The organism is Streptomyces sp. NPDC049970 (assembly GCF_040660235.1).
In the GTDB taxonomy this organism is placed as follows: Bacteria; Actinomycetota; Actinomycetes; order Streptomycetales; family Streptomycetaceae; genus Streptomyces.
In genome coordinates, this window is sequence record NZ_JBFALP010000017.1 from 70,700 (window position 1) to 94,971 (window position 24,272).

Consider the following 24,272-nt stretch of genomic DNA (forward strand, 5'->3'; position numbering starts at 1 on the left):
GGCTCCCCCAGCGCCGTACCGGCCGTGCCATCGCGCACACCACCGGGGCTTCGGGCTCCGGAACTCCTCACCGATCGGATGGCCGCTCGCCCCACACCCCCCGGGGCGCGCGGCAACCCGATCCGACCGGCCACCCCGGAACAATCCCCCCTGTTCCCCGGTGGCCGGTTCTTCTCGTTTCCACGGCCGCGGTGTCGGCGACGCTCTTCGCCCTGATCACCTGGCAGGTGCTGGCCGGCGGTCCGCTGCTCGGCCCGGACGAACGGCTCGGCCTGGAGCTGGCGGGACGCGGCCCGGCCCCCCTCTGGGACCTCTTCGCCGATCTCGGCAACATGCAGGTCGCCGTACCGGTACTGGCGGGCGCGGTCCTGGTGGCCTGGTTCCGCCGGGCCCGGCGCGCGGCGCTGTGCGCCGTGCTGGCCATGGCCGCCGTGCCCGCCCTGGTCGTCCCGCTGAAGCTGTGGACGGACCGCCAGGGCCCCCTGACGGAGGCCACGGGCTACTACCCGTCGGGGCACACGACCACGGCGATGGTGGCGTACGGAGCGGCGGCCCTGCTGCTCGCCCCGTACCTCAGGCGGTCATGGGTGACGCTCGTCGCCACCGTCCTGCTGACGGCGGCGACGAGCGTCGGTCTGGTGCTGCGCGGCTACCACTGGCCACTGGACGTGGTGGCCGGCTGGTGCCTGAGCGCGGTGCTACTGCTCGCCCTGCGGGCGTGCACGAGGAGCGGTCAGCCGCCGAAGTAGGCGTCGAAGTTCTTGGAGAACTCCCAGTTGTTGAACCGGTCCCAGTTGATGGACCAGGTCATCAGCCCCCGCAGGCCGGACCAGGTTCCGTGCGTCTGGTACGAGCCGCAGTCGACCTTCTTCGTCAGGCAGTTCAGCGCCTTGGTGACCTCGGCGGGCGAGGTGTGTCCGTTGCCCGCCTGGGTGGACGCCGGGAGGCCGAAGGCGACCTGCTCGGGGCGCAGCGCGGGGAACACCCTGGTCCGGTCGCCAGCGACGGGGAAGCCGGTGAGCAGCATGTCGGTCATGGCGATGTGGAAGTCGGCCCCGCCCATCGAGTGGTACTGGTCGTCCAGGCCCATGATCGAGCCCGAGTTGTAGTCCTGGACGTGCAGCAGGGTGAGGTCGTCGCGCAGGGCGTGGATGACCGGCAGGTAGGCGCCGGCGCGCGGGTCCTGGCCTCCCCAGGGGCCGGAACCGTAGTACTGGTAGCCGAGCTGCACGAAGAAGGTCTCGGGGGCCATGGTGAGGACGAAGCCGGCGCCGTACTTCGCCTTGAGGGTCTTCACCGCGGAGATCAGGTTCACGATGACGGGGGTCGTCGGGCTGCGGAAGTCGGTGTCACCGGTCGCGAGGGACAGCGAGTGGCCCTCGAAGTCGATGTCCAGACCGTCGAGTCCATAGGTGTCGATGATCTTGCTGACGGAGGAGACGAAGGTGTCGCGGGCCGCGGTCGAGGCGAGCTGCACCTGGCCGTTCTGGCCGCCGATCGAGATCAGCACCTTCTTGCCGGCCGCCTGCTTGGCCTTGACGGCTGCCTTGAACTCCGCCTCGCTCTCGACGTTCGGGCACTCCGTGGCGGGGCAGAGCGAGAAGCGGATGTCGCCCGAGGTGACGGACGTCGGCTCGCCGAAGGCGAGGTTGATGACGTCCCACGAGTCCGGCACGTCGGCCATGCGTGTGTAGCCGGAGCCGTTGGCGAAGCTGGAGTGGAGGTAGCCGACGAGCGCGTGGGCCGGGAGGCCGGCGCCGGTGCCCCCCGTGCCGCCGGTGCCCGTGGTGGCGTTCACGGCCGCCGACTTCGCGGACTCACCGGCGGCGTTGACCGCGCTGACCTGGAAGCTGTACGCCGACGACGCGGCCAGCCCGGTCACGGTGGCCGAGGTCCCGGTGGTGTCGAGGACCTTGGTGCCGCCGCGGTAGACGCGGTAACCGGTGGCTCCGGCGGAGGCGGTCCAGGACAGCGGCACGGAGGACGCGGTGGCCGTACCGGCCTTCAGCCCGGTGGGGGCCGCCGGGACGGCGACGGGGCCGCCGCCGGGGCCGGTCAGGGTGAGGTCGTCGGCGTAGTAGGCGGGGGTGCCGTACCAGCCGTGTGTGTAGACGGTCACCGACGTGGTCGCGGGGCCGGTCCTGAAGGTGGTGGTGAGCTGCTTGTACGCGCCGGCGGACTGGGTCCAGGTGGAGACGTCGGTGGTGCCGGTGCCGGACGCCCCGAGGTAGACGTAGCTGCCCTGCACCCAGGCGCCGAGCGTGTAGGCGGAGTCGGGCTTCACCGTCACCGTCTGGGAACACCGCGCGTTGTCGCTGCCGGCCGGGGTGGCCTTCAGCGCCGAACTCCCGCCGTGCACAGGCGTGCTGACGGCGGCTCCGCTGCCGCCCGAGCACGTCCAGCCGTCCAGGCCCGCCTCGAAGCCCCCGTTGCGCGCCAGGTCGGCGTCGGCGGCGCCGGCGGCCGGTGCGGTCGCGACCAGGGCTCCGGCGGCGAGCAGCGCCGCCGAGAGTACGGCCAGGAGTCCGGAAGGTCGGACGGGTGGCCCGGTACGGGATCCGGTGCGTTCCACAACAGCCTCCGTGCAAGAGGGGATCGAACGGTTGGCGCACAACATGGTCCAGACCAATCAGGTTGTCAAGACCTCTGGTGGCGCGTCACCCCCCGTCACGCGCCCCGCGCGCGGCGGCGGCCTCGTGCAGGGCGAGTTCCAGCAGGGTGGCGTCGGTGAGCACCCCCGAGCCGTCGGGCGGGATGAGCCACCGCACACCGCCGACCGTGATGCCCGGCCGCGGCACGACGATCCAGGCCCCGCGGCCGACCCCGCGGATACCCGTCCCGAGCCATCGGGAGGCCGTCCCCGGAGGCACGAAGAAGCCCATCCGGGAATCGCCGAAGTCCGCCAGCACAGGCCCCGGCCGGTCGATGAGACGGGTGAGCACGTCGAGCGTCGGATAGCCCAGCTCGGCGGGGACGATCAGCACGTCCCAGCGTTTCCCGGCGGGAAGGAGCGCGATCCCCCGCGGATCGCGCACCCACTCACGCCGGCAGGCCTCCGGGTCCGGCGCCACCGATGCGAGCCATGTGATCGCGGCTTTCGCCCCCGTGCCGGTCATGGACTGCCTCCCTCTCCCGCGGTTCACCGGCGGTGTTCCGCCGGTGCGTTCACAGGAGAGAGAGGGTCCGGACCGGATCATGACGCGGGTTCGGCCACCGATAGCCGGTGACCTGGATCACCCCGCGGACTCAGCTGTCGAAACCGAGACCCAGCCGGTCCATGGTCCGCAGCCACAGGTTGCGGTGGCCGCCGTGGCTGTCGGCCCGGGCGAGGGACCTCTTGGTGAGCTCGATGCCGGCCCAGGCGAAGGGCTCGGGCGGGAAGGGCATCGGTTTGGACCGCACCATCTCCAGCGCGGTTCGCTCCGTCTGCTCACCGGAAAGCAGATCGAGCATCACGTCGGCACCGAAACGGGTCGCTCCGACGCCCAGGCCGGTGTATCCGCCGGCATAGGCGACCCGTCCGCGGCGGGCCGTGCCGAAGAACGCGGAGAAGCGCGAGCAGGTGTCGATCGCGCCGCCCCAGGCATGGGTGAAACGCACTCCGGAAAGCTGCGGAAAACACTCGAAGAACTGGCCGGCGAGCTTCAGGAAGGTCTCCGGACGCTGATCGAGCGCGGAATCGAGCCGGCCGCCGTACGGATAGACGGCGTCGTATCCGCCCCACAGGATCCGGTTGTCCGCGGACAGCCGGAAATAGTGGAACTGATTGGCGCTGTCGCCGAGGCCCTGCCGGTTTCCCCAGCCGACCGAGGCGAGTTGCCGGGCGTCGAGCGGCTCCGTCATCAGCGCGTAGTCGTACACCGGCACGGTGTACGCGCGCACCCTTCTGACCAGCGACGGGAAGATGTTCGTGCCCAGTGCGACCTGGCGGGCGAACACCCGGCCGTACGGGGTGCGTACCGCCATGCCGGCGCCCGACTCGGCGAGTTCCAGGCCCCGGGTGTGCTCGTGGATCCGTACGCCGAGTCCGAGGCAGGCCTCCTTGAGGCCCCAGGCGAGCTTCGCCGGATGGAGCATCGCGACGCCGCGCCGGTCCAGGAGCCCGCCCAGGAACGTCGGCGAGTCGACTTCGGCGCGCACCTGGTCCCGGTCGAGGAACTCCAGGCCTGTGAAGCCGAGCTCCCGTGTCCTGCCGTGCCATTCGCGCAGCTCTTCGAGCTGGTGGGGCTGGGTGGCGACATCGATCTCACCGGTGCGTTCGAAGTCGCAGTCGATGGAGTAGCGGGCGACCGCGGCCTCGATGGCGTCCAGGTTCTGTCCGCCCAGCTCCTCCAGCTTCCCGATCTCGTCCGGCCAGCGCTCCAGTCCGTTGGCGAGGCCGTGGGTCAGGGACGCCGCGCAGAACCCCCCGTTGCGGCCCGAAGCGGCCCAGCCCACCTCGTGGCCCTCGATGAGGACGACGTCGCGTCCGGGGTCCCGCTCCTTGGCGAGCAGGGCGGTCCACAGTCCGCTGTAGCCGCCGCCGACCACGAGGAGGTCGCAGTGCTCGTCCCCGGCGAGGGCGGGGACTGCCTCCGGCCTGCCCGGGTCGTCGAGCCAGTAGGACAGGGGGCGCGCGTCGGAGAGTGAGTGCGCGGCAGTACGCATGGCATCCGGGGCCATGGTTTCCAACTCCTTCGGATTCTTCTATCTTCCCGCATTGCTCTTCCGCCGGTTCGATATGAGCTGTCCGGCGAGAACCACCGTCACGGCGATGACGAACATGGCCGTTCCGATGACGTTGATCTGCACAGGTGTTCCACGCTGGGCCGATCCCCAGACGAACATGGGGAAGGTCACCGTGGAACCCGCGTTGAAATTGGTGATGATGAAGTCGTCGAAGGAGAGCGCGAAGGCCAGCAGCGCTCCTGCGGCGATCCCGGGGGCGGCGATGGGAAGGGTCACCCGGACGAACGTCTGGACGGGACCGGCGTAGAGGTCGCGGGCGGCCTCCTCCAGCCGGGGGTCCATCGACATCACGCGCGCCTTGACCGCCGTCACCACGAAGCTGAGGCAGAACATGATGTGCGCGATCAGCACGGTCCAGAACCCGAGCTGGGCGCCCATGTTGAGGAACAGCGTGAGCAGCGAGGCAGCCATGACGACTTCGGGCATGGCCATCGGCAGGAAGATCAGCGAGTTGACGGCGCCGCGGGCGCGGAAGCGGTAGCGGACCAGCGCGAAGGCGATCATCGTGCCGAGCGCGGTCGCGCCGATCGTCGCCCAGAAAGCGATCCGCAGGGAGAGCGACAGCGAACCGCAGAGGTCGGCGACGCCGCAGGGATCCTTCCAGGCGTCCAGGGAGAACCGCTGCCAGGCGTAGTTGAAGCGCCCGTTCGGCTTGTTGAAGGAGAACACCATGACGACGATGTTCGGCAGGATCATGTACGCGAGGGTCAGCAGACCGGCGAGCACGACCAGGTTCCGGCGGATCCATCGGAGTACGGGCATCAAACCAGGTCCTCCGTACCGGAGCGGCGGATGTAGACGGTGACCACGAGGAGCACGACCGCCATGAGGATGAAGGAGAGGGCGGCCGCCGTCGGATAGTCCAGCACCCGCAGGAACTGGGTCTGGATGACGCTGCCGACCATCTTGGTGTCGGTGGAGCCGAGCAGTTCCGCGTTGACGTAGTCGCCGCTGGCCGGGATGAACGTCAGCAGCGTGCCCGAGACGACCCCGGGCATCGACAGCGGGAGCGTCACCTTGCGGAAGGTGGTGGCGGGCGTGGCGTAGAGGTCGCCCGCGGCCTCGTGCAGCCGTCCGTCGATCCGGTCCAGCGAGGTGTACAGCGGAAGGATCATGAACGGCAGGAAGTTGTACGTCAGTCCGCAGACGACGGCCATGGGGGTGGCCAGGACGCGGTTGTTCTCCGTCCAGCCGAGCCAGCTGGTGACGTCGAGGACGTGCAGCGTGCCGAGGACGTCCACGACGGCGCCGCCGTCGGCCAGGATCGTCTTCCAGGCGAGCGTCCGGATCAGGAAGCTGGTGAAGAACGGCGCGATGACCAGGACGAGCACCAGGTTGCGCCAGCGGCCGGCCTTGAAGGCGATCAGATACGCGAGCGGGTACCCGAGCAGCAGGCACAGGAGCGTGGCCGTGCCGGCGTACAGCAGGGACCTGATGAACTGGGGGTAGTAGTCGGTGAAGGCGTCCCAGTACGTCTGGAAGTGCCAGGTGACCTGGAAGCCCTTCTCCAGGGACCCGGTCTGCACCGAGGTCGACGCCTGGTAGACCATCGGCAGGGCGAAGAAGACGAGCAGCCACAGGATGCCGGGGAGCAGCAGCCAGTAGGGGACGAGCCGCCTGCGGGCGGACGGCTTGCGGATCTTCGGTTCGGTGGCCGGCGCCGGTGGCGCTTCGGTGACGCTCACGCCGCGTCCTCCACGCCTTCCACACCGGCGGCTATGTCCTGGGCGGCGTCCAGTCCGAAGGTGTGGTCCGGGTTCCAGTGCAGGACGACCTCGGCGCCGGGGGTGAACCCCGCGCGGTGCTCGACGTTCTGCTCGTACACGTGCAGCGCCTCGCCGACCGGGCTCTCGACGACGTACTGGGTGCTGACGCCGATGAAGCTGGAGTCGACTATGCGTCCGGCGACGCGGTTGCGGCCGTCGGCCACGGCTCCGTCGTCGCCGGGGAGGGCGAGGGAGATCTTCTCGGGGCGGATGCCGAGGAGCAGCCTGCCGCCGCTCGCGGCCGGGGCCTGACATCGCGTACCGGGCAGCCGGAGCTTGCCGCCGCCCGCGGAGACCACTATCTCCGTGCCGGTGGAGACGATCTCGCCCTCGATCAGGTTGGAGGTCCCGAGGAAGTTCGCGACGAACGTGGTACTCGGGTTCTCGTACAGGTCGGCGGGGGCACCGAGCTGCTCGACCCGGCCGCCGTTCATCACCGCGACGGTGTCGGCCATGGTCATGGCCTCCTCCTGGTCGTGGGTGACGTGGATGAAGGTGATGCCCACCTCGGTCTGGATGCGCTTGAGTTCGAGCTGCATCTGGCGGCGCAGTTTGAGGTCGAGGGCGCCGAGCGGCTCGTCGAGGAGGAGTACCTGGGGGTGGTTGATGAGGGCGCGGGCCACGGCGACGCGCTGTTGCTGGCCGCCGGAGAGCTGGTGCGGGCGGCGGTGGGCGAAGTCGCCCAGCTCGACGAGGTCCAGCATCTCGCCGACCTGCTTCTTCACGGACCTGATGCCGCGCCGGCGCAGGCCGAAGGCCACGTTCTCGGTGACGTCGAGGTGCGGGAAGAGCGCGTAGCTCTGGAAGACGGTGTTGACCGGCCGTTTGTACGGGGGCAGGTCCGTGATGTCGCGCCCGCCCAGCGACACGGTGCCGGTGGTGGCCTCCTCCAGCCCCGCGATCATCCGCAGGGTGGTGGTCTTGCCGCAGCCGGACGCGCCGAGCAGCGCGAAGAAGGAGCCCTGCGGGACGGTGAGGTCGAGGGGGTGCACGGCGGTGAAGGAGCCGTACGTCTTGCTGATCCCGGTGAGACGGACGTCGCCGCCCGCCGTCTGCTGCTGTGTCATGGGTCGCGGTCCCAGTGGTGTCGGGGGAGATCGGAAGGGGACGGGCCGGTCAGGCGCCGATGAGCTTGGCGAACTTCTCCTCGTACGCCGTCTCTTCGTCGGAGCTGAGGGAGCGGAAGGACCGCGACTTCGCGGCCATCGCCTTGTCGGGCAGGATCAGCGTGTTGGACGCCATCGCCTTGTCGATCTTCGCCAGCTCCGTCGCGACCCCGTCCACCGGGCAGACGTAGTTGATGTACGCGGCGAGCTGGGCGGCCACCGGGGGCTCGTAGTAGTAGTCCATGAGCTTCTCGGCGTTGGTCTTGTGCCGCGCCCTGGCCGGTACCAGCATGTTGTCGCTGGAGGTGATGTAACCGGCGGCCGGTATCGCGAACTCGATGTCCGGGTTGTCGGCCTGGAGCTGGATGATGTCGCCCGCCCAGGCCACGCAGGCCGCGATGTCGCCCTTGCTGAGGTCCGCGGTGTAGTCGTTGCCGGTGAAGCGGCGTATCTGCTTCCTGTCGACGCCCTTCTGCATCCGGCCGATGGCGGCGTCGTAGTCGGCGTCGGTGAAGGACTCCGGGTCCTTGCCCATGTCGAGGAGCGTCATGCCGACCGAGTCGCGCATCTCCGAGAGGAAGGAGACCTTCCCCTTGAGCCCGGGGTCGTCGAGCAGTTGGCTGATGGAGTCGACCCTGCGTCCGCCGGTCGCCTTCCGGTTGTAGGCGATGACGGTCGGGATGCCGGTCCAGGGGTAGGAGTAGGCGCGTCCCGGGTCCCAGTCGGGTGTACGGAACTGGGGCGAGAGGTTCGCGAAAGCGTGGGGCAGGTTGGACGGGTCGAGCTTCTGCGCCCAGCCGAGCCTGATGATGCGGGCGGCGAGCCAGTCCGTCACGATGACGAGGTCGCGTCCGGTGTCCTGGCCCGCGGCGAGCTGCGGTTTGATCTTCCCGAAGAACTCGACGTTGTCGTTGATGTCCTCGGTGTACTTGACCTTGATCCCGGTACGTTTCGTGAAGGCGTCGAGGGTCGGACGGCTCTTCTCGTCCTCGCTGACGTCCATGTACTCGGTCCAGTTGGAGAAGTTGACCTGCTTCTCCGCCGCGGAGTGGTCGTCGGACGCCGCTGCCGCGTCCCCCTCCCTCCTGGCGGGCGGGATGCCGCACGCGCTCAGCGTGCCGAGGCCGCCGAGTGCGAGGGCGCCCGTACCGGATGCCCGGAGAAGCGAACGGCGGGTGAGGGCGCCCCTGCCGTCTCTGAGGCTGCGCCTCATGGCGGCAAGCTGGGGCGCGGAGAGGCGCTCGGGCTCGTACTGCTCCATACGCGTTGCCCTTCCGGGTGGGTCGGGCCGCCGGGTGGCGGCCGCTGCTATCGGTCCCCGAAGACGGTGCGGTGCCAGTCCTTCCGGGCCACCGCGGTGTTGTCGTACATGACGTGCTTGACCTGTGTGTACTCCTCGAAGGAGTACGACGACATGTCCTTGCCGAAGCCGCTGGCCTTGTATCCGCCGTGCGGCATCTCGCTGATGATCGGGATGTGGTCGTTGATCCACACGCAGCCCGCCGCGATCTCGCGGGTCGCGCGGTTCGCCCGGTACAGGTCGCGGCTCCAGGCGGAGGCTGCGAGGCCGTACGGGGTGTCGTTGGCGAGGCGGATTCCCTCGTCGTCGGTGTCGAAGGGCAGCACCACCAGGACCGGTCCGAAGATCTCGGAACCCACGACCTCGCTGTCCTGGGCCGCGTCCGTGATCAGGGTGGGCCGGTAGTAGGCGCCGTCGGCGAGTTCGCCGCCGGGGGCCTCGCCGCCGGTGACGACGGTGGCGTAGGCACGGGCACGCTCGACGAAACCGGCTACCCGGTCGCGCTGCTGGTGGCTGATCAGCGGGCCGAGGTCGGTCGAGGGGTCGAAGGGGTCGCCGAGCCGCACGCTCTCCATCAGGGCGGCGACGCCTGCCACGAACGCGTCGTACAGCGGGCGCTGGACGTAGGCGCGGGTGGCGGCCGTGCAGTCCTGGCCGGTGTTGATCAGGGAGGCGGCGACCGCTCCGTTCACCGCGGCCTCCAGGTCGGCGTCGTCGAACACGAGGAAGGGGGCCTTGCCGCCGAGCTCCAGGTGGAGGCGCTTGACGGTGGAGGTGGCGATCTCGGCGACCCGCTTGCCGACCGCGGTGGATCCGGTGAAGGAGGTCATGACGACGTCGGGGTGGCCGACGAGGTGCTCGCCGGCGTCCCGGCCCGCGCCGGACACGATGTTGATCACGCCGTCTGGAATGCCCGCCTCCGTGGCCGCCTGGGCGAACATCAGCGAGGTCAGCGGAGTGATCTCGGCGGGCTTGAGCACGATCGTGTTGCCTGCGGCGACGGCGGGGAGGACCTTCCAGGCGGCCATCTGGAGCGGGTAGTTCCACGGCGCGATCGAGCCGACGACCCCGATGGCCTCCCGGCGCACGTAGGAGGTGTGGTCGCCGCTGTACTCGGCGGCCGACCTCCCCTCCAGGTGGCGGGCGGCGCCCGCGAAGAACGAGGCGTTGTCGACGGTGCCGGGGACGTCGAACTCGGTGGAGAGCTTGACCGGCTTGCCGCACTGCAGGGTCTCGGCGTACGCGAAGTCGTCGGCCCGCGCCGCGAGTACGGCGGCGAACCGGTGCAGGGCGTCCGAGCGCTCGGCGGGGGTGGCGCCCGACCAGCCGGGGAAGGCCGCGCGGGCGGCGGCGACCGCGGCGTCGACGTCGTCCGTGCCCGCCAGTTCGTAGCGGTACACCGCCTCGCCCGTCGCGGGGTTCACCACCTCCTGGTGGCGCCCCGACGTCCCGGCCCGCAGCCGTCCGCCGATGTACTGCGCACCCTCGGCGAAGCGGTCCTGCACCTGGAAACCGTTGCCCATGACGCTCTCCTCCGCCACCCACCTGACCAGGGGCGGCGTAGCTATTTCTCGAATTGAGTGCCGATCCTGACAGAGGAGACCTCTACCAACAAGTGATTCCGTTGTTTCCTTTTGGTTACGCGACGGAATCTGTCGACGATGTGTCGCGTGGACACGGAAATCCCCATACCGACTGTCAGTGGCGGATGTCAGACTCGGCTGCCATGGGACAGGAACACATGGACGGCCTCCTGGAGCGGACGGCACGCGGTGAACACGTGAAGTACCTGCCCTTCTGGGGGCACCGGCCCCGTGCGGACGGCAGGCTCGGGAAGAGCTGCCTCAGCCAGTGGTGGCCCTCGCCGTTCACCGTCGGTTCCGTGACCTATGCGTCGGCGGAGCACTGGATGATGGCCGGCAAGGCGCGGCTGTTCGGGGACGCGGCGGCGGAGCGGAGCGCCGTGGCGGCCGGCAGCCCCGCGGCGGCGAAGAAGGCGGGCCGGCTGGTCGAGGGCTTCGACGACGAGGTGTGGACCCGGGAGCGGTTCGCCCTGGTGGTGGAGGGCAGCGTCCACAAGTTCGGCCAGGACCCCGCGCTGCGGGCGTACTTGCTCGGCACCGGGGACCGTGTGCTCGTCGAGGCGAGCCCGCTGGACCGGATATGGGGCATCGGACTCGCCGTGGACGATCCGCGCACGCCGGAGCCGGCGTCCTGGCGGGGCCTGAACCTGCTGGGCTTCGCGCTCATGGAGGCGCGGACCCGGCTGCGCGCGGGGTGACGCGGAGCGGCCCGGCCGGGAGAAGGCCTCCCCGGCCGGGCCGCGACGGATCCTTCGCGCGGGGTCAGCGCAGGGCGCCGACGACCAGCGACGTGGAGTACGGGTCGTCGTACTCGTAGTCGCTGCCGTTTCCCTCGTTGGCGACGGTCCAGATGAGGAAGCCGAGGAAGATCGCGCTGACGACGATCGAGATCGATCCGAGGATGATCCCGGCGAGCGCCATCCCCCCGTTGGTCGCCTCTCCCCGCCTGGCGCGGCCCCGGCCGATGATGCCGAAGATCAGGGCGAGGATGCCCAGGATGATTCCGAGTCCCCACATACAGAAGCCGACCACGGCGATGATGCCGAGCACCATCGCGGCGGTACCCAGCCCGTTCGCGGGCGCGGGGCCCCAGGACTGCTGGGCCGTGTAGCCGGGGTATCCCGGGTATCCGTACGCCGCCGGGGGCGGGGCGGGCGCGGCGGGGTAGCCGTACGCCGCCGAGGGCGCGGCGGGCGCGGCCGGGTAGCCGTACTGCGCGGGCTGCCCCGGTCCGGTGGGCGCGATCGGCGGCGCGGGCACGCCGGGCTGGTGCGGGCCGAAGGCTCCGGCAGGGGGTCCGGGTATCGGCCCGGTTCCCGAGTCGGCGTTCGGCATGGATGTGACCGTGGGCTGGTCGTGCACGGTCGGCGGCCGGGCGTCGGCGGGCTTCCCCAGATCGACCCTGCTGTCCGGCGGAGCCCACGGATCGCGCGGCGCACCCCCGCCACCGGGCTGCTGTGTGTTGTCTGACATGGGCCTCCCCCATCGTGATCCCGCCCCATGCTACGACCCGGCACCGCGCCCCACGGCCCCGCCTACGATGATCGGTGCAGCCGGCGCGCCCGGCAGAAATCCGAGACCCGGGAGATTCCGATGAACGATCTGCGTCCCTTCGTCGCAGGGCTGCCCAAGGCCGAGCTGCACGTCCACCACGTCGGGTCGGCCTCGCCCCGCATCGTGGCCGAACTGGCGGCCCACCACCCCGATTCCAAGGTGCCCACGGACCCGGAGGCGCTGTCGGACTTCTTCACCTTCACCGACTTCGGGCACTTCATCGACGTGTACCTCTCGGTGGTGGACCTGATCCGCACCCCGGAGGACGTCCGGCTGCTGACCTTCGAGGTCGCCCGCGACATGGCCCGGCAGAACATCCGGTACGCGGAGCTGACCGTCACCCCGTTCAGCTCTACCCGCCGGGGCATCCCGGAGCAGGGCTTCATGGAGGCCATCGAGGACGCGCGCAAATCCGCCGAGGCGGAGCTGGGCGTCGTGCTGCGCTGGTGCTTCGACATTCCCGGTGAGGCCGGCCTGGAGGCCGCCGAGGAGACGACCCGGCTGGCCCTGGACCTGCGCCCCGAGGGACTCGTCTCCTTCGGTCTGGGCGGACCCGAGGTGGGCGTGGAACGCCCGCAGTTCAAGCCGTACTTCGACCGGGCGATCGCCTCGGGTCTGCACTCCGTGCCGCACGCCGGGGAGACCACGGGGCCGCAGACCGTCTGGGACGCGCTGACCGCGCTGCGCGCCGAGCGCATCGGCCACGGCACCAGTTCCACCCAGGACCCGAAGCTGCTGGCCCATCTCGCCGAGCACCGTATCGCCCTGGAGGTCTGCCCGACGTCCAACATCGCCACCCGCGCGGTGGCCGACCTCGATCAGCACCCGATCAGGGAGATGGTCGAGGCGGGGGTCCTCGTGACGGTCAACAGCGACGACCCGCCCATGTTCGGCACCGACCTCAACAACGAGTACGGGGTGGCGGCCCGGCTACTCGGCCTGGACGAGCGCGGACTGGCCGAGCTGGCGAAGAACGCGGTACAGGCCTCGTACCTCGACCCCGCGGGCAAGCGGGCGCTGGCCGCCGAGATCGACACGTACACGACGAACTGGCTGGAGGCTCCCGGCCGGTGAGCCCCGCGGTCACAATGGCCCCATGACCACCACCGTCACCGCCGTGGCTCACCGCGGCGATCCCTACCGTGCCCGCGAGAACACCCTCCCCTCGATCCGGTCCGCCGTGGAACGGGGGGCGGACGCGGTCGAGATCGACGTCCGCGTCACCCGGGACAGGGTGCCCGTGCTGCTGCACGACGCCACGCCGGAACGTCTGTGGGGCCACGACGTCCGTCTCGACCGACTGGATCACCGGGAGCTGCTGGAGAGGACCGGCGGCGGGGTGCCGACCCTCCGTGAGGCACTGTCCGCCGCCGGCCACCGCCGGATCATGATCGACCTGCCCGGCTCGACCGACGCGTCCGTGCGGGAGATCGTCGGTGTGGTGCGGGAGTCCGGGGCGGGGGACCGCGTGTACTACTGCGCGGACACACACGCGATGCTCCGGGTACGGGCGGCCGATCCGTCCGCCGAGATCGCGCTGACCTGGACGACTCTCGCCCCTCCGCGCGCCGTACTGCTGGACGCGGTGCGACCGCGGTGGCTGAACTACCGGTTCGGCCTGCTGAGCCGCGAGATCGCCGACCGTGTCCACTCCGACGGGTTGCTGGTGTCCGCCTGGACGGCGGACACCAGGCGCACCATGCGCCGGCTGATCGGCTACGGCGTCGACTCGATCACGACCAACCGGATCGACGCTCTGCGGGCGGAACTGTCCAACTCTCCCTCGCGCGAGGCCTCTTGATCGGTCCGGCATCATGGGCCGTGTCGCACCGTCCGTGATCCCAGGAGCAGCCGTGACCGAGTCCAGCCCCCGCACGGCCCCAGCCCGTGTCCGTTCCGACGTCGCCCACAACGCCCGTGTGTGGAACCACTGGCTGGGAGGCACGGACAACTTCGCCGTGGACCGCGCGATCGGCGACCGGGTCACCGGCATGTACCCGAGCATCGGCGAAGTGGCCCGCGCGGACCGGGCGTTCCTGGGCCGGGTGGTACGTCATCTGGCGGGGGACGCGGGCGTCGGCCAGTTCCTGGACATCGGCACCGGCCTGCCCACCGCGGACAACACCCACGAGGTCGCCCAGCACACGGCGCCCGACGCGCGCGTCGTCTACCTCGACAACGATCCGATCGTCCTGGCGCACGCGCGGTCCCTGCTCACCAGCTCGCCCGAGGGCGCCACCGAGTACATCGAGGCGGACGCCCGCGATCCGGAGCTGGTCCTGCGCCTCGCCGGACGGACCCTGGATCTGGACCGCCCGGTCGCGGTGATGATGCTGGGCATCCTCAACTTCGTCCTGGACACGGACGAGGCGCGGGGCATCGTGGCCACCCTCATGGAGGGTCTGCCCTCCGGGAGCCATCTGGTGCTCACGCACCCGACGCTGGAGCTGGGCGGCGGGGGCAACGAGGCCGCGATGCGCTTCTGGAACGAGAACGCGACCCCGCCGATCACCGCCCGCGGCCGCACCGAGTTCGCGTCCTTCCTGGCGGGCCTGGACGTCCTGGAGCCGGGCATCGTGTCCTGTTCCAGGTGGCGGTCCGGCTCCGCCGCGCGGAACCCGGAGGTGGCGCAGTTCGGCGCGGTGGGCCGCAAACCGTAGACATCGGCACGTGAGCCGTGAAGCGGTGCCGGCCGCTCAGGCGGGCGCGGCGACGGGCGCGGCGCCCGTCGCCTCCAGCCGCTTGATCATCCGCCGGACGACGAGCAGCGGGATGACGCCGATGATCCCGAAGGACATGTCGATGACCGTCCACCAGAAGGGGATGTCCCGGACGGGCCCGCAGATCAGGGCCAGCGGCACGATCCCGGCGCAGGCGATCATGCCGAACTCGATGACCCAGATGTTGCGGACCGGGTCGCGGTAGGGACCGAGGAAGGCGACGGCGATGACCAGGTGGGCGAAGGCCAGCCAGTCGGTGCCGTAGAGGACGAAGGGGTATTTCGCATCTGCCTCGTCGAGGCCGGCGCGGACCCTGGTGATCCACTCGGTGAGAGCCGGGAGGTGCTCGGGGAAGGGAGAGGCCGAGGACGTCAGGAGGCCCTCGGCCCAACGGAGTTCGTGCACCAGTGGGAAGGCGGTCAGCCCGCTAAGCACCAGGCAGACGACGAAGACGACCAACCACACGCGTATGCGCCGCAAGAGGGCCCGCTCGCTCATGCTCCGCAGCGTACGCCCATCATGAACACGTTCAAAAGTGGGGGTCCGTCCCGCCCGGTCCGCTCAGAGGCCGACGATCGAGTTCCACCTCTTGGCGAACCCGGTGCGCTCCTCGGAGGTGATGTCCCGGGCGATGGCGAGGCGTTCACGCATCGCGCCGTCGGGGAAGATCAGCGGGTCCTCGGCGAGCGCGGCGGTCTCCTCGTCCTTGGACGACGCCAGGATCTCGCGGGCGGCCGGCACCGGGCAGACGTAGTTGACCCAGCCGGCCAGCTCCGCGGCCACCTCCGGGTCGTAGTAGTGGTCGACGAGCTCCTCCGCGTTCCGCTTGTGGCCCGCGAGGTCCGGGATCATGAGGGACTCCGACCAGAGTTCGGCACCCTCCTCGGGCACCACGAACTCGATGTCCGGGTTGTCGGCCTGGAGCTGGACGACGTCCCCGGAGTAGGCCTGGCAGGCGAGCACGTCGCCGTTGGCCAGGTCCTTGATGTAGTCGTTGCCGGTGAACCGCCGGATGTGACGGGACCTCACACGCCGCTCGACCTGCTCGCACATCTCGTGGAAGTCGTCGGCGGTCCAGCGGGTGACGTCGGCCCCGTTCCCCTGCATCAGCAGCGCGAACGCCTCGTCGAGGCCGGACAGCAGGGTCACCCGGCCGCGCAGGTCGTCCGCCCAGAGCTCACCGGTGTGCCGGATCTCCCGGCCGAGCTTCGCCCGGTTGTACGCGATGCCGGTGATCCCGGACTGCCAGGGCACGCTGTGCAGCCGTCCGCGGTCGAACGCGGGCGAACGAAGCTGCGGGTCCAGGTACTCGGCGACGTTGGGCTGCCGCGACCGGTCCATCTCCTGCACCCATCCGAGCCGCACGAACCGGGCGGCCATCCAGTCGCTGACGACGATGAGGTCGCGGCCCGTCGGCTGGTGGTTCATCAGCGCGGGACTGATCTTCCCGAAGAACTCGTCGTTGTCGTTGATCTCCTCGGTGTAGGTGACGGAGATCCCCGTCCGACGCGAGAACGATTGGAGCGTGGGGCGCTTCGACTCGTCGTCGTCGTCGGTGTCGATGTAGAGGGGCCAGTTGGCGAAGTGCAGCGAGCGGTCGCTGTCCGACCTGTCGTGGCCGGAGCGGTCACCCGGCTCCACGTAGGCGGCGGGCACACCGCAGCCGGCCAGGGCGGCACCGGCAGCTCCGGCGCCGAGGGCACGCAGCAGGGAACGGCGGGACATGGGGTGGTCCGGAATCGAGCGCACCCGCGCAGCATGGCGGCCCGCCGCCGTACCGGGCAATGGACCAACCGTCCAGCGGGTGGACCCTGTTACGCACACCCTGTCCATGACCTACGGCCTCTCGTTCGGATCATGCCGGGCCCGTGTCCCGGGGCGAGAGCGGCTGCGACCGCGTCCGGGCGGCGGCTCGGCCCGGATCGGCCGCATCCGGTGCCCTGAGGTGGCGGACGCGGGGTAGTCGGAGATCACCCGGACGGCGCTTTTGCCGCCCGGCCCGATCCCACAGCCCCCGAGGAGCACCATGTTCACCTTCAGCGCGTTGTCCCGGCGACTGCAGCGCAGTGCGCGCAAGGTGTTCGGATGGGAGCGGCTGCGCCCGGAGCAGTTGCGGGCGATGAAGTCGGTCATGGAGCAGCGCGACACTCTCGTGGTGATGCCGACCGGTGCGGGGAAGTCCGCCGTCTACCAGGTGCCCGGGGTACTTCTGCCCGGCCCCACCGTCGTCGTCTCCCCTCTGATCGCCCTGCAACGGGACCAGGTGAGCGGCCTGCTGGGACGGGCCGGTGCGGACGCCGCGGCCGTGAACTCCACCCAGAGCCGCGGCGAGAACGACGCGGTGTGGGACCGGATCAGCGAAGGAGACGTCGACTTCGTCTTCCTCGCCCCGGAGCAGCTGGCCAAGGACGAGGTGGTCGAGCAGCTCGCGGCGGCACGGCCCGCGCTGTTCGTCGTGGACGAGGCACAGTGCGTGTCGACCTGGGGGCACGACTTCCGGCCCGAGTACCTGCGACTGGGCCAGGTGATCGACCGGATCGGCCGCCCGCCGGTGCTCGCCCTCACGGCGAGCGCCGCCGCCCCGGTGCGGGCGGACATCGTCCAGCGGCTCGGCATGCGCGACGTGCGGGAGGTCGTCACCGGCTTCGACCGGCCCAACATCCACCTGGAGGTCATCCCCTTCCGGAGCGCAGCCGACAAGCGCCGGGCGGTGGTCGAACGCGCCGCCGCCGAACCCAAGCCCGGGCTGGTCTACGCGGCGACCCGCAAGGAGTCCGAGGAGTACGCCCGCGAGCTGGGCGACCTGGGGCTGGGCGTGGCGGCGTACCACGCCGGCCTGCCCGCCAAGGAACGCGGCGCGGTGCACGACCGATTCCTCGCGGGGGAGCTCGACGTGGTGGTGGCCACCTCCGCCTTCGGGATGGGCATCGACAAGCCGGACGTCCGGTTCGTGCTGCACGCCTCGGTGCCCGGGTCCCTGGACGCCTACTACCAGGAGATAGGCCGCGCCGGACGGGACGGGAAGCCGGCCCGGGCGATCCTCGCCTACCGGTCGCAGGACCTCGGCATGCAGCGGTTCTTCGCCGCCGGACGCCCCGACCCGGACACCGTCTCCCAGGTAGCCGGCGCACTGGAGGAACACGCCGGCCCGGTCCGGCCGAGCGACCTGCGCAGCGAGACGGGCCTGACTGCCAGTCGGCTGACGGCCGTCGTCAATCTGCTGGAACAGGTCGAAGCGGTACGCACCACCGAATCGGGAGACCTGGAGACCACCGGCGCCACCGATCCGGCGGAGGCCGCCCGCAAGGCCGTGGAACTCGGTGACGCGCACCAGCAGCTGGAGCGATCGCGGGTCGACATGATGCGGGGCTACGCGGAGAACACGGGCTGCCGGCGGCGGTTCCTGCTCGGCTACTTCGGGCAGGAACCGGAAGCCGGGGGGTCCTGCGGCTCCTGCGACCGCTGCGAGGCCGCCGCACTCTCCCCGGACGGCCCGAAGGCGGTCGCGGGGGTGCTGGCCGGCACCGGCGGACCGGTGGCCCCGCAGAAGGCGAGCCGCGCCGACGACGCCCCGCACCCCTTCCAGCTCGGCGCCCGGGTCCGGCACGGTCAGTGGGGGGACGGCTCGGTGATGAGCCAGGACGGCCGTCGGCTGACCGTGCTGTTCGAGACGGCCGGCTACCGCACGCTCTCCCTGGACGTGGTCGAGCAGAACGGCTTGCTGACGTTGCACTGAAGGCCCGCGGCCGGCGCGCGGACCACGGGCGCTCGTCCCGCGGCCCGGGATCACGGGCCCGCTCCGACCGGGACGGTACGGGGCGGCGCCCTGGACGCCCCCGGCGGCCCGACAGCCCCGGGAACGCGAAAGGCCCCGGGCCGGAGCCCGGGGCCATCGGGTTCGCGCCGCCGGTCAGCCGTCGAGCGACGTCATGACGTGCTTGATCCGGGTGTAGTCCTCGAAGCCGTACGCGGAGAGGTCCTTGCCGTAGCCGGACTTCTTGAATCCGCCGTGCGGCATCTCGGCCACGAGCGGGATGTGGGTGTTGATCCACACGCAGCCGAAGTCGAGCTGCTTGGACATCCGCATGGCGCGGGAGTGGTCCTTGGTCCACACCGAGGAGGCCAGTGCGTACTCGACGCCGTTGGCGTGCTCGACCGCCTGCTTCTCGTCGGTGAAGGACTGCACGGTGATGACGGGGCCGAAGACCTCGTGCTGGATGATCTCGTCGTCCTGCTGGAGCCCGGACACGACGGTCGGGGCGTAGAAGTAGCCCTTGTCGCCCACCCGGTGACCGCCGGCCTCGACCTTGGCGTGCGCCGGGAGCCGCTCGATGAAGCCGCTGACCTGCGCGAGCTGGTTGGCGTTGTTGAGCGGTCCGTACAGCACGTCCTCGTCGTCCGGCATGCCGGTCTTCGTGTCGGCCGCCGCCTTGGCGAGGGCGGTGACGAACTCGTCGTGGACCGACTCGTGGACCAGGACGCGGGTCGCGGCCGTACAGTCCTGGCCGGCGTTGAAGTAGCCCGCGACGGAGATGCCCTCGACGGCCTTGGCGATGTCGGCGTCCTCGAAGACGACGACCGGGGCCTTGCCGCCGAGCTCCAGGTGGACCCGCTTGACGTCCTTGGCCGCGGACTCCGCGACCTGCATGCCGGCCCGCACCGAGCCGGTGATGGAGGCCATCGCCGGGGTCCGGTGCTCGACCATCGCACGACCGGTGTCACGGTCGCCGCAGAGGACGTTGAAGACACCCTTGGGCAGGATCTGCCCGATGATCTCGGCGATCAGCACGGTGGAGGCCGGAGTCGTGTCGGACGGCTTGATCACGACGGTGTTGCCCGCGGCGAGGGCCGGGGCGAACTTCCAGACGGCCATCATCATCGGGTAGTTCCACGGGGCGACCTGGGCGCACACGCCCACGGGTTCGCGGCGGACGATGGAGGTGAGGCCCTCCATGTACTCGCCGGCCGAACGGCCTTCGAGCAGCCGGGCGGCACCCGCGAAGAAGCGGATCTGGTCCACCATCGGCGGGACCTCTTCGGTACGGGTGAGCCCCAGCGGCTTGCCGGTGTTCTCCGACTCGGCCGCGACGAGGTCCTCCGCGCGTTCCTCGAAGGCGTCCGCGATCTTCAGCAGTGCCTTCTGGCGCTCGGCGGGCGTGATGTCGCGCCACGCGGGGAACGCGGCCGCGGCCGCGTCCATGGCGGCATCGACGTCGGCCTGTCCCGAGAGGGGGGAGGTCGCGTAGACCTCTTCCGTCACCGGGTTGACCACGTCGATGGTCCGCCCGTCCGCGGCGTCCCGGAACTCTCCGTTGATGTAGTTGCGCAGACGGCGCACCTCGGTGGTCACAACCACCCCTCCTGTTCGGCTGTCCGATGGGTGAGACTTCCACCCTAAACCGTTCGGTGTCGCTTTCGACATACCCAACCGCCGTGAACTTCGGATTCGGTGAGATTGAAGGTCTCAGACAACGAATTTCATCGATTCGGGCTTGCCAGACAGACGAGTAGCGGTGCAGAGTGGAGGCGTGGCAAGTCGCAGCGCAGACTCCAGGACCGGGAGCGGATCGTCACCAGCGGTCGATGCCGTGTCCCTCGCAATCATCGAGCAGCTCCAGGAGGACGGCCGCCGTCCCTACGCCGCGATCGGCAAGGCGGTGGGCCTCTCGGAGGCCGCCGTGCGCCAGCGCGTCCAGAAGCTGCTGGACCAGGGCGTGATGCAGATCGTCGCCGTCACGGACCCGCTCACCGTGGGGCTGCGGCGCCAGGCGATGGTGGGCATCAACGTCGCGGGCGACCTCGACCCGGTGGCCGAGGCCCTGTCGGCCATGGCCGAGTGCGAGTACGTGGTGATGACCGCGGGCTCCTTCGACCTGATGGTGGAGATCGTCTGCGAGGACGACGACCACCTGCTGGAGACGATCAACAAACGCATCCGGGCCATACCCGGGGTGCGCTCCACCGAGAGCTTCGTCTACCTCAAGCTAAAGAAGCAGACCTACATGTGGGGAACCCGATAGCCGTGAGCAAGGACCTCAGCCGAACCGCGTACGACCACCTGTGGATGCACTTCACCCGCATGTCGGACTACGAGAACGCGCCCGTTCCCACCATCGTGCGTGGCGAGGGCACCCATATCTTCGACGACAAGGGCAAGCGCTACCTCGACGGTCTCTCGGGCCTCTTCGTGGTCAACGCCGGACACGGCCGCCACGAACTCGCCGAGGCGGCGTACAAGCAGGGCCAGGAGCTGGCCTTCTTCCCGGTGTGGTCCTACGCCCACCCCAAGGCCGTCGAGCTGGCCGAGCGGCTCGCCCACCACGCCCCGGGCGACCTCAACAAGGTCTTCTTCACCACCGGCGGCGGCGAGGCGGTCGAGACCGCCTGGAAGCTGGCCAAGCAGTACTTCAAGCTCAAGGGCAAGCCGACCAAGTACAAGGTCATCTCACGCGCCGTCGCCTATCACGGCACCCCGCAGGGAGCCCTGTCGATCACCGGACTGCCCGCGCTCAAGGCACCGTTCGAGCCGCTGGTGCCCGGTGCGCACAAGGTGCCGAACACCAACATCTACCGCGCGCCGCTCTTCGGCGACGACCCGGAGGCCTTCGGCCGCTGGGCCGCCGACCAGATCGAGCAGGAGATCCTCTTCGAGGGCCCCGACACCGTCGCCGCGGTCTTCCTGGAGCCCGTGCAGAACGCCGGCGGCTGCTTCCCACCGCCGCCCGGCTACTTCCAGCGGGTACGGGAGATCTGCGACCGGCACGACGTGCTGCTCGTGTCGGACGAGGTCATCTGCGCCTTCGGCCGCCTGGGCACGATGTTCGCCTGCGACAAGTTCGACTACGTCCCGGACATGATCACCTGTGCCAAGGGCATGACCTCGGGCTACTCCCCCATCGGCGCCTGCATCATCTCCGACCGCCTGGCCGAGCCGTTCTACGAGGGTGACAACACCTTCCTGCACGGCTACACCTTCGGCGGCCACCCCGTCTCCGCCGCGGTCGGCCTCGCCAACCTCGACATCTTCGAGCGCGAGGGCCTCAACCAGCACGTCCTGGACAACGAGAACGCGTTCCTGACGACGCTTCAGAAGCTGCACGACCTGCCGATCGTCGGTGACGTCCGCGGCAACGGCTTCTTCTACGGCATCGAGCTGGTGAAGGACAAGGCCACCAAGGAGACGTTCACCGACGAGGAGACCGAGCGCGTCCTGTACGGCTTCCTCTCGAAGGCGCTGTACGAGAACGGCCTCTACTGCCGGGCCGACGACCGGGGCGACCCGGTCGTCCAGCTCGCCCCGCCGCTGATCTCCGACCAGTCGACCTTCGACGAGATCGAGGGCATCATGCGGCACGTCCTGACGGAGGCCTGGACGAAGCTCTGACCGGCACCACGGCCACCGTGGGAACACCGCCTCGGTAGTCATCTCATACGGTCCACACGGCCCGGATGCACCCGTTCGAGTGAGAAGGGGCGCATCCGGGCCGTGTGCTGTCCCGACACCCCGGTCCGGCTGCCTAGCGTGCCGAGTGACCGATCGGCCTTGCCTTCGTTCCCCCGTACGGGGGAATGGGAAATCTGATCCGAACCGAGGTGTACGCCATGGTGGTCCCGCCCGACAACGACGTGGTCTGGGCACGTTCCCTGCACCACTCCCACAACGGGTCACCGGCGCTCGCGGGTGTGTCCCTGGGCGTCCGTGACGGGGAGATCCTCGCTGTCACCGGCCCGCGCGGGAGCGGGAAGACCACCCTGCTGCACTGCCTGTCCGGCCAGTCGGTGCCCGAGCAGGGCGAAGTCTGGTTCAACAGCGCCCCCGTGCACACCATGAGCCCTCGGCTACGCGAGCGGCTGCGCCGCGAACGCTTCGGCTGGATCGGCGCCGAACCGCAGCTCGTCCCGGAGCTGACCACCTGGGAGAACGCGGCCCTCCCGCTCCTGCTGCGGGGCGTCTCGCACCGCGCGGCGAAGAAGGCCGCGGTCGAGTGGCTGGAGCGGCTGGACATCGGCACGCTCGCCAGGAAGCGCCCGCACACCCTGCTCCAGTCGCAGCGCCAGCGCATCTCGGTGGCCCGCGCGTTGGCCGCCTCGCCGTCCGTGATCTTCGCGGACGAGCCGACCGCGACGCTGCACCGCGACGAGCGCGCACAGCTGCTGCGCACCCTCGCCACCGCGGCCCGCTCCCACGGGATCACCGTCGTACTCGCCACCCACGACACCGAGGTGGCCGCACTCGCCGACCGCGTGGTCAGCCTGCTCGACGGACGCCGCGTCACCACCGTCTCCCTCCCCGCCGCGTCCGATACGGAGGGCCGCTCGGCGTGCTCGCTCTCCGTCTGACCCGTGGTTCGCATCCCCTGGTCCTGATGCGGCGTCTGCTGCTGGCCGCCGCGTCCGCGGGAGTCGGCTTCCTGCTCCTGTGCACCCTGGGGTACGCCTCCGGGCACCCGGCACACACCTCGGGTTCCGTCCTGCGGCTGCTGTGGTGCGCCGTACCGCTCGCCGCGACCGTGCAGTACGCCGTCGCGGTGGCGCGCACCGACCCGAGCACCCGCCCGCGACCCGGACTCTTCGCCGCCGGCCTCGGACCGGTCCGGCTGGCAGCGCTGGCGGCTGTCTCCACCGCGGTGTCCACCACGCTGGGGTCGGCGGTGGCCCTGCTCTTCTTCCTTCACCTGCGCGGCGACCTGACGGGACTGCCGTTCGACGGCGGCGCCGCCGAGTTCCTGGGCGCGGGCACCCCGCTGCCGCTCGCCGCGGCCGTCATGCTGCTGGCCCTGGTGCCGCTGGCCTCGTCCGCGGCCGGCGGGCTCGCGGTGCGCGCCAGGCCGGTCGCGCCGTCCGAGGCCCAGGAGGCCGAGGACGAACTCGCCCCCGCGGCGTCACCGACGGGCCTGCCCTGGGGCGTGGCGCTGACGGCCGCCGGTCTCGCGGTCGAGGCCTACGCGAGCCGCGGCTCGGCGGGCAACCCCTTCCCGCTGCCGGGTCGGCTGGACTCCACCCCGGCCGCCGTACTGGCCGGCTGGGTCCTCACCGCGATCGGTCTGGCCATGGCGGGGCCCGGCCTCACCCATCTGTGCGGGCGGCTGCTCCAGGCCGTGCGCCCCGGGGCCGTACGACTGCTGGCGGGACGGGTCCTGATGGACGAGGCGACCCGGATCGGCCGGCCGCTGGGGATCCTCTGCGCGGTGGTGTCCGGGGTGATCGCGGCCTCCGTGCTGTACACCGGCGGGCCGAGTCCCTTCGGCCCGCTCACCGCGCTCGGTGCCGTCCTCGTGCTCGGCTGCACCACGGCGACGCTGCTGACCTCCGCGCTGGAGGCCAAGCAGGCACGCGCCCGCACGGCCGGGACGCTGCTGCGGATGGGGGCCCCGGCCTCCGCCCTCCGCAGCGCCGCCATCCTGCGGGCCGCGGTACTGCTGGCCGTCTTCGCTCCGCTGACCTGGGCGATCGCCGAGCTGGCCGCACTGCCTCTGACGGGGTGACATCCGCGGCATGGGCGGTCCGTAGCATGG

At 70.4% G+C, this 24,272-nt stretch carries 22 protein-coding genes; 10 read left to right on the forward strand and 12 right to left on the reverse strand.

What is annotated here, in order from left to right; all coding sequences use genetic code 11:
* Window positions 1-191: 191 nt before the first annotated feature.
* Window positions 192-749: a phosphatase PAP2 family protein gene (locus tag AB0I83_RS25255; protein ID WP_363306245.1), complete on the forward strand. Its 558-nt coding sequence runs from the start codon at window positions 192-194 to the stop codon at window positions 747-749.
* Here the strand turns inward: AB0I83_RS25255 and AB0I83_RS25260 are convergent.
* The 8 genes from AB0I83_RS25260 to AB0I83_RS25295 all read right to left on the reverse strand — a co-directional run bounded on the left by AB0I83_RS25260 (window position 734) and on the right by AB0I83_RS25295 (window position 10,423).
* The gene (locus AB0I83_RS25260) at window positions 734-2,572 is read right to left on the reverse strand and encodes a glycoside hydrolase family 18 protein (protein WP_363306246.1); all 1,839 of its coding nucleotides are present in this window, start codon (window positions 2,570-2,572) and stop codon (window positions 734-736) included. The two genes, AB0I83_RS25255 and AB0I83_RS25260, sit on opposite strands and share 16 nt — an antisense overlap.
* Before the next feature lie 85 nt (window positions 2,573-2,657).
* The gene (locus AB0I83_RS25265) at window positions 2,658-3,116 is read right to left on the reverse strand and encodes a hypothetical protein (protein ID WP_356535533.1); all 459 of its coding nucleotides are present in this window, start codon (window positions 3,114-3,116) and stop codon (window positions 2,658-2,660) included.
* A 130-nt stretch (window positions 3,117-3,246) separates the two neighbouring features.
* Window positions 3,247-4,662 carry an FAD-dependent oxidoreductase gene (locus AB0I83_RS25270; RefSeq protein ID WP_363306247.1) on the reverse strand — a complete coding sequence of 472 codons (1,416 nt, stop codon included), beginning with the start codon at window positions 4,660-4,662 and terminating at the stop codon, window positions 3,247-3,249.
* A gap of 24 nt (window positions 4,663-4,686) precedes the next feature.
* Window positions 4,687-5,490 (reverse strand): ABC transporter permease, encoded by an 804-nt coding sequence (locus tag AB0I83_RS25275; protein WP_356535535.1) that lies wholly within the window; start codon window positions 5,488-5,490, stop codon window positions 4,687-4,689.
* Entirely contained in the window at window positions 5,490-6,413 is a 924-nt protein-coding gene (locus AB0I83_RS25280) for an ABC transporter permease (protein WP_356535536.1), read from the reverse strand. Before AB0I83_RS25280 ends, AB0I83_RS25275 begins: the two co-directional genes overlap by 1 nt.
* Window positions 6,410-7,561: an ABC transporter ATP-binding protein gene (locus tag AB0I83_RS25285; protein WP_363306248.1), complete on the reverse strand. Its 1,152-nt coding sequence runs from the start codon at window positions 7,559-7,561 to the stop codon at window positions 6,410-6,412. Before AB0I83_RS25285 ends, AB0I83_RS25280 begins: the two co-directional genes overlap by 4 nt.
* A 49-nt stretch (window positions 7,562-7,610) precedes the next feature.
* The gene (locus tag AB0I83_RS25290; protein ID WP_363306249.1) at window positions 7,611-8,861 is read right to left on the reverse strand and encodes a spermidine/putrescine ABC transporter substrate-binding protein; all 1,251 of its coding nucleotides are present in this window, start codon (window positions 8,859-8,861) and stop codon (window positions 7,611-7,613) included.
* Between the two features lie 47 nt (window positions 8,862-8,908).
* On the reverse strand, window positions 8,909-10,423 hold the full coding sequence (locus AB0I83_RS25295) for a gamma-aminobutyraldehyde dehydrogenase (RefSeq protein WP_363306251.1): 1,515 nt from the start codon (window positions 10,421-10,423) through the stop codon (window positions 8,909-8,911).
* Between the two features lie 203 nt (window positions 10,424-10,626).
* On the opposite strand from AB0I83_RS25295, the gene AB0I83_RS25300 reads away from it, so the two are divergent.
* Window positions 10,627-11,181, forward strand: a complete 555-nt coding sequence (locus AB0I83_RS25300) for an NADAR family protein (RefSeq protein WP_363306252.1) — start codon at window positions 10,627-10,629, stop codon at window positions 11,179-11,181.
* A gap of 64 nt (window positions 11,182-11,245) precedes the next feature.
* Here the strand turns inward: AB0I83_RS25300 and AB0I83_RS25305 are convergent, their stop codons facing one another.
* Window positions 11,246-11,956 carry a DUF4190 domain-containing protein gene (locus AB0I83_RS25305; RefSeq protein ID WP_363306253.1) on the reverse strand — a complete coding sequence of 237 codons (711 nt, stop codon included), beginning with the start codon at window positions 11,954-11,956 and terminating at the stop codon, window positions 11,246-11,248.
* A 120-nt stretch (window positions 11,957-12,076) separates the two neighbouring features.
* Here AB0I83_RS25305 and AB0I83_RS25310 point away from each other — a divergent pair, with 120 nt between their 5' ends.
* From AB0I83_RS25310 to AB0I83_RS25320, 3 genes are read left to right on the forward strand one after another with little or no spacing between them, the layout of a single operon-like run.
* The gene (locus AB0I83_RS25310) at window positions 12,077-13,111 is read left to right on the forward strand and encodes an adenosine deaminase (RefSeq protein WP_363306254.1); all 1,035 of its coding nucleotides are present in this window, start codon (window positions 12,077-12,079) and stop codon (window positions 13,109-13,111) included.
* Between the two features lie 22 nt (window positions 13,112-13,133).
* The gene (locus AB0I83_RS25315) at window positions 13,134-13,838 is read left to right on the forward strand and encodes a glycerophosphodiester phosphodiesterase (protein ID WP_363306255.1); all 705 of its coding nucleotides are present in this window, start codon (window positions 13,134-13,136) and stop codon (window positions 13,836-13,838) included.
* 52 nt (window positions 13,839-13,890) lie between these two features.
* The gene (locus AB0I83_RS25320) at window positions 13,891-14,697 is read left to right on the forward strand and encodes an SAM-dependent methyltransferase (RefSeq protein ID WP_363306256.1); all 807 of its coding nucleotides are present in this window, start codon (window positions 13,891-13,893) and stop codon (window positions 14,695-14,697) included.
* A 36-nt stretch (window positions 14,698-14,733) separates the two neighbouring features.
* Here AB0I83_RS25320 and AB0I83_RS25325 read toward each other — a convergent pair whose 3' ends face one another.
* The gene (locus AB0I83_RS25325) at window positions 14,734-15,255 is read right to left on the reverse strand and encodes a hypothetical protein (RefSeq protein WP_363306257.1); all 522 of its coding nucleotides are present in this window, start codon (window positions 15,253-15,255) and stop codon (window positions 14,734-14,736) included.
* A 63-nt stretch (window positions 15,256-15,318) separates the two neighbouring features.
* Window positions 15,319-16,482 carry a spermidine/putrescine ABC transporter substrate-binding protein gene (locus tag AB0I83_RS25330; RefSeq protein WP_363306258.1) on the reverse strand — a complete coding sequence of 388 codons (1,164 nt, stop codon included), beginning with the start codon at window positions 16,480-16,482 and terminating at the stop codon, window positions 15,319-15,321.
* A 301-nt stretch (window positions 16,483-16,783) separates the two neighbouring features.
* On the opposite strand from AB0I83_RS25330, the gene AB0I83_RS25335 reads away from it, so the two are divergent.
* Entirely contained in the window at window positions 16,784-18,493 is a 1,710-nt protein-coding gene (locus AB0I83_RS25335; protein WP_363306259.1) for a RecQ family ATP-dependent DNA helicase, read from the forward strand.
* Between the two features lie 174 nt (window positions 18,494-18,667).
* On the opposite strand, the gene AB0I83_RS25340 is transcribed toward AB0I83_RS25335, so the two are convergent.
* Entirely contained in the window at window positions 18,668-20,107 is a 1,440-nt protein-coding gene (locus AB0I83_RS25340) for a gamma-aminobutyraldehyde dehydrogenase (protein WP_356842667.1), read from the reverse strand.
* A 178-nt stretch (window positions 20,108-20,285) separates the two neighbouring features.
* Between AB0I83_RS25340 and AB0I83_RS25345 the strand changes: the two genes are divergently transcribed.
* From AB0I83_RS25345 to AB0I83_RS25360, 4 genes are all read left to right on the forward strand, one after another.
* Window positions 20,286-20,777 (forward strand): Lrp/AsnC family transcriptional regulator, encoded by a 492-nt coding sequence (locus tag AB0I83_RS25345; RefSeq protein WP_356535549.1) that lies wholly within the window; start codon window positions 20,286-20,288, stop codon window positions 20,775-20,777.
* On the forward strand, window positions 20,762-22,141 hold the full coding sequence (locus AB0I83_RS25350; protein WP_363306260.1) for an aspartate aminotransferase family protein: 1,380 nt from the start codon (window positions 20,762-20,764) through the stop codon (window positions 22,139-22,141). Before AB0I83_RS25345 ends, AB0I83_RS25350 begins: the two co-directional genes overlap by 16 nt.
* Before the next feature lie 218 nt (window positions 22,142-22,359).
* Window positions 22,360-23,097 (forward strand): ATP-binding cassette domain-containing protein, encoded by a 738-nt coding sequence (locus AB0I83_RS25355; RefSeq protein WP_363306261.1) that lies wholly within the window; start codon window positions 22,360-22,362, stop codon window positions 23,095-23,097.
* Window positions 23,079-24,242, forward strand: coding sequence for a hypothetical protein (locus AB0I83_RS25360; protein WP_363306262.1), 1,164 nt, complete (start codon window positions 23,079-23,081; stop codon window positions 24,240-24,242). The genes AB0I83_RS25355 and AB0I83_RS25360 overlap by 19 nt, the downstream gene beginning before the upstream one ends.
* The last annotated feature ends 30 nt before the right edge of the window (window positions 24,243-24,272 follow it).